Genomic DNA, 11,862 nt, shown 5'->3' with positions numbered 1-11,862 from the left:
GTCCACTTGCAAGATATCTTGCAAGCCCAGACATAAGGTGAAAAAGTATTATCGATACTGCTGCGAAGAATGACCAAGTAGGGGAATAGCCGTCTTAAATAGCCTGCCATTTCCTGTGTACCGGTGCCCCTAAATCATCCGGGGGGCTGGTCCCCTGATTCCAGTCGCATAATTTGTTCAACCAGCAAAGCGGCACTGTAGGTAGCCGCTTTTTTGGCCCAGGGGGTTACATTAACGAAAGCCACGATAGGTAAAGTCCATTCCAACATAGCCAGGAGATAAGGAATGAGATCGCTTTCAAAGAGCACCACGGTTTTGGCGTATTTCCTGATGCGGCAAATCATCTGGTAAACCTTGTCTACCGCCGGATCATCGCCCCGGTAGACCAGGGTGGGCACTTCATCCAGCGAGTTGGCCCGGGCCAGGGCCTGCTCCATCTCCAGAAAAGCTACCATATCTGCTTCACTGCCCATCCGAGTCATTTCAAACTTGAATATGGGTTCCAAACGGGCGAAATCGGAGACTATATTCCTAAACCCGGTTTCAGAAAAATCGATGATATAGACATTGTCGCGTTCATCCAGCAGGATGTTTTGCATGTTCAAATCCCCGTGATTAATGCCGGTATACCAGAGCCGGGCCGCTGATTGCCGGGCAGGATATTCATTTTGCAAGAAGTGATAGGGATTGGGCAGCAGCAACCCCAATTCCGGACAGGCAATAGTCTTTTCCTGGGCTGAAATACCGAATTCCGCTTCCGCCGCCGCAAAAACCATGGGGAACAGTCCCAGCGGATTATGTTCCTGATAGGGCTTGATCATTTCCCAGCGGGGTTGGCCATACCAGGGTTTGAGGATATGGGTAAAGATTTCGTCGAAAAGCGGGATTAATTCCTCCGCCGGTCTTTCCCGGAAACGATGGGTGAGCCAGTCCAGCTTGCTGTCCGGACCGCTGATTCCCACAAAGTTGTAGCGCATACCGGTGGAGGCTCCGCAGGTAGTCTGGCCCATAATGGTAGTAGAGTTGTTGAGAATATAACCTTGTACATATTTTTGATGGTTTAAAATCTCTTTTTCAATCAGGGCGGTGGGGCCAATCTTTAACACCGTGGGCAGCATCCGCCGCTGATCCTTATCATAAGCAGTTACGCGAAAGGGTTTGCCCGGGCTGAATCCCCCGTGCAACGGTTCCAGCACTACCCGCCGGGCATCAGCATAGAGGCGGCGGGTAATTATCTGCCATTCTTCCGGGAAAGGGATCTCGCCCTGTACTTCCAGCTGCAGCTGTTTTTCTTCCCCGGAGCGGATTTGACCGGGAACAAAGAACCACACCCGCCCCTGGCTAAGAGCCGTATGTTCATGCACCATGATTACATCCTGCATTAATTCCAGCCTGGAGCAGTACTCCAAGATTCTCCCCGGTTCCTGCATGTTTTCCCAGTCCAATTGCCCGGTAAAGGAAAGGGCGTTGCCCAGAAAGAACTCCTCTCCCGGCCTTATCCCCTGCTGGGCCATGAGCATGGAGAGCTGTTCATCAGCTTGCCAGCCGTTGTTGCCACCCAGGCCGATCAGCAGCATGGTTTGCGGTTCAAGCAGTTCCCGCTCCAGCGTTTGGTTGCGTATCAAGTCCTCATAGTTTTGATAATAGCTCCCACTGCCCGGCCGGGTTTGCCCTATTGCCACCATGCCGATCACTGAGGTTGTTTTGCCATCCAGCTCCTGTAGTTTATCAATTATCAAGCTGCGCAGATCGCGCAAACTAATCGGCTCCCCGGAGGGCATATCCAGTTTTCCCCACGGCACCCCGGTAAAACCGGCGGCGGCAGCAATATACATAACTGCCTGGCCGGGTTCTCTGACCAGCATAAAATCCGGTTGATTATAGGCATCCGCTGGTAATACGCCGACTAGTTTTTCCAGGGCCAGGAATGACCCCAGCCCTTCCCAGGCGTTTGCCCGGTCGAAACCCAGTCCCCCAATGCCAAAAGCTACCTCAACGTCTTCCAGGCTGACCGCTATCAAATCAGAACTATCTAAATTGTCTAAAGCGGGGCTTCTTGGCGCATTCCAGATATCGAGGCAGCATTCCTTTCCTGACAGAAGCTGCCATGAACATGTTCTTCCCTGCACCGCCAGGCTCCGGGCACTGCTCTGTACCGATGATTCCTTCTTTACTAGCGCCCGAGCCTCGTCAATCGTTGCCGCCTGTTGAAAAAGCTGCAGCACTCCGGTAGTTTCCAGCACCGATTTAACCTCGGGTCTTGAGCCGGCCAGGATAAGCTGGCCGTCTATTCTGGCCAGTTTCTTTCCGTATTTGATCAGGAAACGAATCCCGGCACTGGACAAATAAATGACATTGGCAAAATCCAGCAGCCATTGCTTTTCGCTGCTAATGCGGCGTTCGACTTCCTGCTCCAATAGCTGGGCGCCCAGCCCGTCAAAGCGCCCGTCCAGGGTTATCCGGGGGATATTGTCCTCGATAGAAATGGAAACATCAAGCATTTTGCCTGCTCCCTTCCAAATACATATTATGTTTTATATCCCGCTTGTCATACGAGCGGTTATTGCTATCCTGGTAAAGTTTATGTTGATTGTTTATTGCTAATATCTTAATTTGAAAACGCATTTGCATTAAATCAAAGCATACATGATGCGGAGCAAAAATTACTTCTCGCTCGGTCAAAGACAACGTATCTTTTAATAGATATGTAATGACTTCAGAAGCAAGACCGCAGAATCACCTAATAGGGCTGCATCTTCTCAAATGAATACAGGCGTAGAAATTTTTGTAGTGGAAGCAGAATTTAAAAAGTCAAGAAATAATATTCCACAAAGACCAAGAGTATCCTTTTTTTAAGTTGCAAAAACCTGGAGGCCGTTAAAGGAAGCAAGGGGCATTTTTTTCGCTTCGTTATAATAAGAATCCATTCGTTAATTTAACAACTAACATGGCTTCGATATGGCATAACGCGATTTCATATAAATATACCCAGGAGGGCACAACTCAAAAATGAAAAGTTTTTTTAATAAAGGATATATATACTTTTTGCGGAATTTTAACATTTACTAGCATTCTGCATGTTTATGGCGTGGCTATAAGCCGGGGAGGGAGACTATTGCCTAAGAAGTTGTTAATGGTAGGAATAACTATTATTCTGCTTATTACGCTGGCAGGTTGCCGGGAGAACCCGGCTGGCGGCAAACTGAAAACCCTCGATGATCTTAAGGATAAACGAATCGGGGTTTTGCTGGGCAGTATTTATGATGAATACGCTAACAAGACTTATCCTGATGCCACGATATTGCAGTATAAAAGCCAGTCAGACCTAATCCTGGCGGTAAAAACCGGCAAAGCCGATGCTGCTTTCTTCAACCACGAATCTTCGCTGGAATTGATGCGCAAAGACCAGGAACTGGCCTATGTAGGCGAGAATCTGTATAAAGTTCCGGTTGGTACCGGGTTTAACCAGGAAAATGATGAATTGCGGGAAGAATTCAACCAGTTCCTGCAGCAACTCAAGGCCAGCGGGGTCTATGACGATATGGTGAAACGCTGGATAAGCAATGGAATAAGCGATATGCCGAAAATAGATAACCCTAAAAACAATGGCCGTCTGGTTGTCGGCGTGGTCAGTGATAAAGGTTTGCCTTTTGCTATAGTAAAAAACAATCGGATCGTTGGTTTTGATATTGAATTGTCCGAAAGATTTGCCGCTTATTTAGGCAAAGAACTGCTGTTGCAGGATATGGAGTTTGCGGGACTCGTTGCGGCCGCCGCCAGCAGCAAAGTAGATATGATCGCCAGTACCATAGTTATTACCGAAGAAAGGAAGTGTCAGGTTGATTTTTCCGATCCCTATTATGAGCTGGGAGTGAGTGTTTTTGGCCTGAAGAAGAATATCGCCCGCTATGAGAACGTTCAGGAGAATAAAGCCCTTACGTTGGAGGCTTTGGAAAACAAGCGCATTGGGGTTTTGACCGGTTCAGCCGGGGATAATGCCGCCCGGCAAAGATTTCCCCAAGCGCAGGTATATGACTTTGATAATATTATTAATGCCACTGCTGCACTGGGAACCAACAAGATCGATGCGGTAGTCTTTGAGCGCAACAGTCTGCAAAGCATTGCCCAACAAAACCCGGATTTAACGGTGATCGAGGAAGCGGTCAAATCAGTTGATGTAGCTATAGCCGTAAAGAAAAACAATGCCCGGCTGTTAAATCAGGTAAACCAGGTAATAACCGACCTGGAGAAGAGCGGTACCCTGGCGGAGATGAAAAAACGCTGGTTTGTAGAGGGTGATCTACCAGTCATGCCTGAACTTGATATGCCAGTAACCGAGACCGCCCTGCGGGTGGGAACGGAGGCCTTGATGCCCCCCTTTGAATTTGTAGATAGCAATAATGAATGCAGCGGTTTTGATATTGAGCTGGCCAACCGGATAGGTCAGGCCCTGGGCAAAAAAGTGGCAGTGTCCAATATGAATTTTCCCGCCCTGATACCAGCCTTGCAATCCAGTAAGATTGACCTGGCTATTTCTTGTTTCAATATAACCGAGGAACGCCAGCAAAAGGTGGATTTTACCAGGCCTTATCATACCAGCAATATCGCCGCCATGGTGAAAAAACCTCAGCTCAGTTCACCGTTAGGCGACTTCTTCAATAACATTAAAACCAGTTTCTACAGAAATATTATTATGGAACAGCGCTATTTGCTTATAGTTGACGGCCTGAAAGTCACGGTCATAATATCGTTGTTTTCTGTAGTGTTTGGCACCCTCTTGGGCGCTCTGGTCTGTTGGCTGCGCATGTCTAAGAATCGGGGGTTGCAGGCGCTTGCCCGGGTCTACATTTCTATCCTGCGGGGGATCCCGGTGCTGGTGCTGCTTATGCTAGTCTTCTATGTGGTATTTGCATCGGTAAATATAAATCCGGTAATGGTGGCGGTCATAGCCTTCGGTATGAACTTCGCCGCCTATGTTGCGGAGATGTTTCGCACCTCCATCGAAAGCATTGATAAGGGACAGAGCGAGGCCGGGATTGCCAGCGGCTTTACCCCCTGGCAATGCTTTGGCTATATTATCATGCCCCAGGCCGTACGCCGGGTCTTGCCCGTCTATAAGGGCGAATTCATTTCGCTGGTTAAAATGACCTCGGTGGTCGGTTACATCGCCGTGCAGGATCTGACCAAGGCCAGTGACATTATCCGCAGCCGCACCTTTGATGCCTTCTTCCCGCTGGTGATGGTGGCCTTGCTTTATTTTGCCATATCATGGCTGCTGGCCCTGGTCTTGGACTATATTGCCTTTAAAAGCGACCCGCAGATAAACCGCAGCAAAGGAGGTATTGGCGCATGATCAAAACGGAACAACTGTGCAAGCGTTATGGTAGTCTTACCGTGCTTAAAGATGTCAGTACCGAGATCAGCAAAGGCGAAATTATTTCTATAATCGGCCCTTCGGGAACCGGCAAGAGCACCTTTCTGCGCTGTCTTAACCTGCTGGAAAAGCCCAGCGGCGGCAGTATTTATATTAATAATGTCGACCTTTTGGCCAAAGACACTGATGTCCCGAAAATACGGCAAAAAACGGGCATGGTCTTTCAATCCTTTAACCTCTATGCCCATCTCTCAGTGCTGGAAAACCTTACCCTGGGACCGGTAAAATTGCTGGGTAAAAGTAAGGCCGAGGCCAATCAAAAATCCCTGGAGCTTTTAAAACTGGTAGGTCTGGCGGAGAAAGCCCATAGCTTCCCGGATGAGCTTTCCGGAGGGCAAAAGCAGCGGGTGGCCATAGCCCGTTGTTTGGCCATGGAACCGGAAGTCATATTGTTTGATGAACCCACTTCGGCGCTTGATCCCACCATGGTAAGCGAGGTATTGGCGGTTATCCGCCGTCTGGCCAAAGCAGGCATGACTATGCTGGTGGTTACTCATGAAATGGAGTTCGCCCGCAACATATCTACCCGGGTGTTTTACATGGATGAGGGAATAATCTATGAGGAAGGCACCCCGGAGCAAATATTTGAAAACCCGCAAAGAGAAAAGACCAGAGCTTTTATAAACAGGGTGCGCAGCTTTAATTATCATATCGACAACCCCAATTATGACCTCTATGCCATGAATGCAGAGATTGAGGCCTTTTGCGAGAAGCACCTCCTGCCACCGCGGGTTTGCGACCATATACTGTTGCTGGTGGAGGAAACCCTGCTCCTGCAAACTGATTTCTCCGATATTTCGCTTAATCTCGCCTATTTTGAAAAAACCGGCCATTTGGAGTTTCGCTGCGAAGCAGCCGGTGAACCGGTTAATCCGCTGGCGGAAGGTGTACAATCCGACGACATCGGGCTGAAGCTTATTCAGAGCCGTATTGAAGACAGCCAGTACCGCTATGAAAACCATAAAAACATGCTATTTTTCAAAGTCAAGAGCGAATAAAACCCCGGGTGGCAAGGTGGCAAGGGGACGGTCCTTTTGTTACCCAAGGTTAATCGTAAATAAAACCCCCAAAGAGGATTGAGCTAGATTTAAAACTGTTGCGTATATATATACAGACCCCCGTGAACATCAAAACTGTTTTCAATGCAAGAAATCAACTGAAAAACTGGCACCCGTAATGTTAAAGCAGATGAGAATAATTGAGCCAAGAGGTAAAAGTTTGAAAGAAATCTTTCATGACGTTTTGTGCCTCAAGAAAGGAATGGACATATTTATGATTGAAGATCCCCGCTATCAGTTTTCCCGGGAATCCGCCATCAAGGAAAAACTGCTGCAAAGACTGAAAATAGAATACCGAAAAACCCGGATGGCAAAAGTCGTTCCCCTCGACGATGATAAGCTAATACTGGTGACGGCGGCAGGGGATGCCCGGCAACAGCAGTGCCCATACAGCTGCATCTGCGAAGAATGCCCGTATTTCACAGGTTCCTGTCAGCAAAATCTTGTCAAGGGTTGAGGTGGTGATGTTTGTTGTATGATTTCGGCCGGGAATCCGAATTTGAGCGCATGTATGAGGATTATTTCTCCAAAATATACAACTACATTTTTTATCGTCTTCTGCATAGAGAACAAACGGAGGAATTGGTCAGCGATATTTTCCTGAAGGTAGTTGTCCATTTGGATAGCTTTCAACCCGGCAAGGCATCTTTTAACACCTGGATTTTTACTATTGCCCGCAACTTACTGACGGATTATTACCGCAAAAGCAAGATCATAATCAGTATTGATGACGAAGGCTTTCCTGAATCCGCCCTGGCCGTAGATATTAATCAACAATGTCGGCTTATCGAAGACGAGGAGCGGCAGGAGCTATACCGGGCCCTGGTTTTATTAAACGACCAGCAAAGAAATGTTATAGCTCTAAAATACTATGGCGGTTTCAACAATCGGGAAATATCACGCATAACGGGAATTAATGAAAGCACGGTTTCCAGCCTCTGTACCAGAGGTATAAAAAAACTGCAAACCTTGCTGAATGCTACCCGGTAATACTACCATAAACTACAGGTTGCCTACCCCGCAAGTGCCGGCGGCTTTGCTCGCAGTTTTAATTCCTTGCAGAAGCTTGCGTAAAATAATAAATGGAATAATGGCACGGCCCGGATAGCTTTCAGAGGGCGGTCGGGTGTAGTTGTGCTCCTCCTTGCCCCTTTATTCAATGACGGCACTCACCAGGTTCATCCCGTTCTGGTATTCATAGTGCAATGACGCTGTTTTTTGGCGCACCAGATAAAGACCCAGGCCCCCAATCTGCCTCTCTTCCACGGACAGGCTGGTATCCGGCTCCCCTATCTGCAGCGGATTGAAAGCCGCAGTATTGTCGGCAATGGCAAGAATGACCCTGGATTCTTCGCGGTGTATCTTGATCTCCACCATATTATTAGCCGTGGTGGGGACGCCGTATTTCAAGATATTGGTAACCAGTTCCTCGACAATTAACTGAATGGAAAACAGCCGGGACAACAGGAATTCATCACGGGCGCAGTAAGCCTCTATTTCACTATTCAAAACCTCGAAATCAAAATCAGCCAGGCTGCTCTTATACTGGTAGTCCATCCGCTTCACCCTTTCCTCTGTTCATATCATTGTCCCAGATGCTGTTTCCCGATTCATCCAGTGCACTACAAGCCAACATGATTTCCTGGAAGGACCAGCCCTCCTGCAGCAGATCAAGCTGCCTTTGCGCCGGGCTCTTAACCTCGTGATCCGGTTTGAGGAATCGCCCCAGGTATTTATCTTCCCCCCGTTTACGTTTTTTCAGCCCGGCGGCGGCAATTGCCAGCAGATTATTAATAAATTCCCGCAGCCGATCGGCGGGAATGGCCATTTCCCGGCTTACTGCCTGTCGGCGTAATTGGGAGTTGCTAATGTTAATCTGGTTATCCTGCCAGAAGTCATGCACCAGTTCGCTGGCAACCGTAATATTTTCGGCAATACCCGTATAAAAAGCGGCCGGGGCAAAACTATCCGCCAAGGGTTGGGTGCAGGTTTGCCTGATTTCAACGGTGCCATGACGGCTGACGGCTACCGGTTCCAGGGAGCGAAAACAGGAAAGATCCGCTTCAGACCAGCGTTCTCTAGCAATATAATCGGCAAATCTCACCGGCGGGATGGCCTTGAATCCACTGGAACCGTCACTGATGATGAAGATCTTCAGATCCAGCAAATGCTTTACAACCTCCTCAAGGGAAGCATAATCCCGGTCATAAGGCCGGATATTGGGCGCTTCACATAAGCGCCACAATATGTCGCGGAAACACAGGGTCGGGTGGGCCATTTCACGCTGCAATGAGGCCGGCAGCCGAGCAATAAACTTACGATTGCCGGCATAGGCGAAAGGCAGGGAATTGGCAAAAAGCATGGCATCAACAAAGGCCAGCTTGCCCAGCAGATTCAATAAATCCGGCAACTGGGACAGTTCGACATCGAGATGGGTTTGGCAGGCAGCCGAGAAAGCATGGAATATTTCTCCGTCATGATGGCTGGTAAAGTTTTTCAAGAACTCCGCCTTGGCCAGCATAACCGGGGAATTAAGCGGTTTGCTGTCGGCATAAGCCGCATAAGGATTGATGCCCATTCCGCAGATGAGGTGATGATGCTCATGCGCCAATTCCTGCAAAGCTGTCACATAGCTATAAAAATTGGCGGCGATTTGGTCGATACCCGGTTTTTTAGCCATGGCGAATTCAATGGTGTTAAAGGTGGTTTCAAAGGAAAAGGCATCCTGCCGTGGGTTAACCGCTTCGATGGGAAAACCGTTCTGGTCAAAGCGCGTAGGGGTAAAAGCGAAGCGCTGCTTCAGCAAATCCAGCATGGCGGCAATAAACCCAGGCTCCACCGCCTGGCAGGCCAGATTCACCACCGGCATTTCAATTTCCACCCCTATACAGGGCTCGCCTTTGCCCGCAAACTTGTCAATAAACAGGCGGTAGATCAAGGCCTCGGCGCTGCTCCTCATCATCGGCTTTCCGTTTCTCATCAGCTTATTTTGCGAATGGCGACAATGGTGATGTCGTCAAACTGCGGGGCTTCACCCACAAATATATCTACATTCGACTTGATTCCTTCGATCATTTCCGGCGCGGATAGCCGCTTTAGCGAGGGTAGGGCCGCCAGCAAGCGGGCATCGCCATACAGTTCTTCGTCCAGGTTGGTGGCCTCGGTTACTCCATCGGTATAAAGAACCAGGGTCTCGCCCGTTTGCAGCTGGGTGTACATAATCGGGTACTGGATGCCTTCCATAGCTGCCAAAGGCAGTTTGGGTTTTACCGGTACGAATTCACTGCTTCCGTCCGGGTGGACGATAACCGGCGGATTATGCCCGGCGCAGGCATAAGCAATCTGGCCGCTATTAATATCCATAATTCCCACATAGGCAGTCACGAATAGTTCCGCCGGATTCTCCTGGCAGAGCAGGTTGTTGGCGGTGCTGAGCAGTTCATCCACCGTTGTATTATGGGCCTGGGCCGCAGTTTTCAGAACCATCTTCGCCACGGTCATGAACAATGCCGCCCCCACACCTTTGCCGGAGACATCGGCCACCACGAAACATAGTTTTTCTTCATTGAGCATGAAGAAGTCGTAGAAGTCACCGCCTACTTCCTTGGCAGGCACCATCATGCCGGTAATATCATAACCGGGGCAATCAATCTGCTGGGGCAGCATACCCAGTTGGATGTCGCGGGCTACCTCCAGCTCCGATTCCAGCCGCTGCTTATCAGCAGCCGACCGGGCTACCGCTTCCATATATTCTTTAAGACGAACGATCATGCCATTGAAGGTGGTGGCCAGCATGCCCATTTCATCCGTCCCCAGGTCGGCAAATTCATAATCCAGGTTGCCTTCGCCAATCACCCTGGCACCATCGGCCAGTATTTCCACCGGCCGGGTAATCGACCGGCTCAGCCGGGTGGCGGTCATGAATACCAGCGGCAGCAAAACCAGGATGATTATTAGGAAAACAAAGAAAACCCTGCGGGTTTCATCGCTAATTACCTGTTCCATTTTATCGCCGGTAGCGGACACTGATTCCGCCACGGCCTGCACCGGGGCCATCATCATTTCGTAATCCAGCACCGTCACCAGCAGCCAGTCGGTAGATTTGATCTGGGCATAGCCGATGATAGAGCTGTCATCAGAATAATAATCCGAAATTGTCGTCATTAGATCGATGTTTTTGATGAATTTTTCGAAATAGGGCTGTTTTTCCGTGGCCTTTACATCCAGGGAACTGAGTAGGACATGGCCCTGCCGGTTCATAATGAAGGCCGCGATGTAGGTATTGTCGCCGGTATTAAGGGTCTTTTCCGAGATCTCGCTGACCCGCAGATCAAAGGCCAATACCCCCACTAATTGGCCCTTTTTGTCATGAATAGGGGTAGCACAGGTGACATAACTTCTATTATCCGTGCCGGTGTAAAGATCGGACCAGTTTACCGTACCCGCCTTGACCGCATCCTTATACCAGTCGCGAGTACGCATATCCGCCTTCTCCACAGCCGGATAAAAGGTTTTGGTACTGGAAATAACCATGCCGTTTTCCAGTACCAGATAAGCCAGGGATATCTTCGGCTCAATCTTCAGGATATTGTCGAACATGGGGGTAGCTGCGCCAAGAACATTAAGGGTACGGTTAACTTCCTGCTGGCTGGGGTGGGCGGCCTGGGAGATGATGTATTCTTCATAACGGCTGATAGGGATGGCATGGGTGGTTCCCCCGCTATTATACAGGGTTTCAATATCCCCTTTCATGGTATTAAGCTCACCCATGATGCGTTCGAAATCAATATTGATGGTCTGGGCATAATAATTGGCCAGCGAGATCGCCAGTTTGGAGCTGCTCTTAGTGATTTCAGCGACATTTTTCTCATAAAGATCACCAATAGCAGTTTTATTCTCTTGCTGAAAGGTGGCTTTAATATCGTTGAATCCATATATGGAGATGGCACACAACAGCAGAGTTACCAATAATGATAAACCCAACAGGGAAAACAATATCTTTTTGCCAATGCTCATTTATCCCGCCGCCTTTACTATTTATCAGATTCTGATAATAATGTTGTTCAAACCGAGGCTGGTGGTATAATCCACCTGTTTGGTCATTTTGGTAATCATCTGGAGTCCCATGCTTTCACCCAGGGCCAGGGCTTCGGAAATATCGGCATTCTCCATGGCCTGCTGGTAATAATCCAGGGGATTGAATTTCCGGCCCGCACAGCGGAAGCGCATGGTGGTGACATCGTCCCGGACAAATATCCGTACATCAATTGATTTATTTTTGTTGCCGGCAAAGATATGCTGTACCATCAACAGGAGTATTTCTTCAATGGCCAGGCTTATGACCATGGATTGTTTGGAATTAAGCTTGCA

Annotated in this window: 8 protein-coding genes and 1 pseudogene; 4 read left to right on the top strand and 5 right to left on the bottom strand. The window is 48.8% G+C overall.

Going from position 1 to position 11,862, the window contains the following annotated elements:
* Positions 1-134 precede the first annotated feature (134 nt).
* Positions 135-2,501 (bottom strand): STAS domain-containing protein, encoded by a 2,367-nt coding sequence (locus tag B2633_RS02265; RefSeq protein ID WP_061215286.1) that lies wholly within the window; start codon positions 2,499-2,501, stop codon positions 135-137.
* A gap of 614 nt (positions 2,502-3,115) precedes the next feature.
* On the opposite strand from B2633_RS02265, the gene B2633_RS02260 reads away from it, so the two are divergent.
* From B2633_RS02260 to B2633_RS02245, 4 genes and pseudogenes are all read left to right on the top strand, one after another.
* Entirely contained in the window at positions 3,116-5,353 is a 2,238-nt protein-coding gene (locus tag B2633_RS02260) for an ABC transporter permease subunit (protein ID WP_483168915.1), read from the top strand.
* Positions 5,350-6,066: pseudogene (locus B2633_RS02255) on the top strand (amino acid ABC transporter ATP-binding protein); the annotation flags it as partial. The gene B2633_RS02260 and the pseudogene B2633_RS02255, both read left to right, overlap by 4 nt.
* 586 nt (positions 6,067-6,652) lie before the next feature.
* Positions 6,653-6,949: a hypothetical protein gene (locus B2633_RS02250; RefSeq protein WP_061213601.1), complete on the top strand. Its 297-nt coding sequence runs from the start codon at positions 6,653-6,655 to the stop codon at positions 6,947-6,949.
* A gap of 14 nt (positions 6,950-6,963) precedes the next feature.
* Complete coding sequence (locus tag B2633_RS02245) at positions 6,964-7,482, top strand: RNA polymerase sigma factor (protein ID WP_276623940.1); 519 nt, start codon at positions 6,964-6,966, stop codon at positions 7,480-7,482.
* A gap of 162 nt (positions 7,483-7,644) precedes the next feature.
* Here the strand turns inward: B2633_RS02245 and B2633_RS02240 are convergent, their stop codons facing one another.
* From B2633_RS02240 to B2633_RS02225, 4 genes are all read right to left on the bottom strand, one after another.
* Positions 7,645-8,049: an ATP-binding protein gene (locus B2633_RS02240; RefSeq protein WP_061213599.1), complete on the bottom strand. Its 405-nt coding sequence runs from the start codon at positions 8,047-8,049 to the stop codon at positions 7,645-7,647.
* A complete protein-coding gene (locus B2633_RS02235) occupies positions 8,033-9,472 on the bottom strand; it encodes a hypothetical protein (RefSeq protein ID WP_483168914.1) in 1,440 nt (479 codons plus the stop codon). Before B2633_RS02235 ends, B2633_RS02240 begins: the two co-directional genes overlap by 17 nt.
* A complete protein-coding gene (locus B2633_RS02230) occupies positions 9,472-11,508 on the bottom strand; it encodes a SpoIIE family protein phosphatase (RefSeq protein WP_276620732.1) in 2,037 nt (678 codons plus the stop codon). The genes B2633_RS02235 and B2633_RS02230 overlap by 1 nt, the downstream gene beginning before the upstream one ends.
* 24 nt (positions 11,509-11,532) lie before the next feature.
* On the bottom strand, positions 11,533-11,862 hold a 330-nt coding region (locus tag B2633_RS02225; protein WP_483168912.1), incomplete at its 5' end, for a hypothetical protein.

This window comes from Syntrophomonas sp. UBA1041, assembly GCF_002316705.1.
Lineage (GTDB): Bacteria > Bacillota > Syntrophomonadia > Syntrophomonadales > Syntrophomonadaceae > DTU019.
This window is presented reverse-complemented; position numbering and strand designations above follow the sequence as displayed.

What these genes read in the sequence shown, in the direction of transcription:
- B2633_RS02265 (WP_061215286.1), bottom strand. Translation starts at nt 2,501, where the DNA reads ATGCTTGATGTTTCCATTTCTATCGAGGACAATATCCCCCGGATAACC.
- B2633_RS02240 (WP_061213599.1), bottom strand. Translation starts at nt 8,049, where the DNA reads ATGGACTACCAGTATAAGAGCAGCCTGGCTGATTTTGATTTCGAGGTT.
- B2633_RS02235 (WP_483168914.1), bottom strand. Translation starts at nt 9,472, where the DNA reads ATGAGAAACGGAAAGCCGATGATGAGGAGCAGCGCCGAGGCCTTGATC.
- B2633_RS02230 (WP_276620732.1), bottom strand. Translation starts at nt 11,508, where the DNA reads ATGAGCATTGGCAAAAAGATATTGTTTTCCCTGTTGGGTTTATCATTA.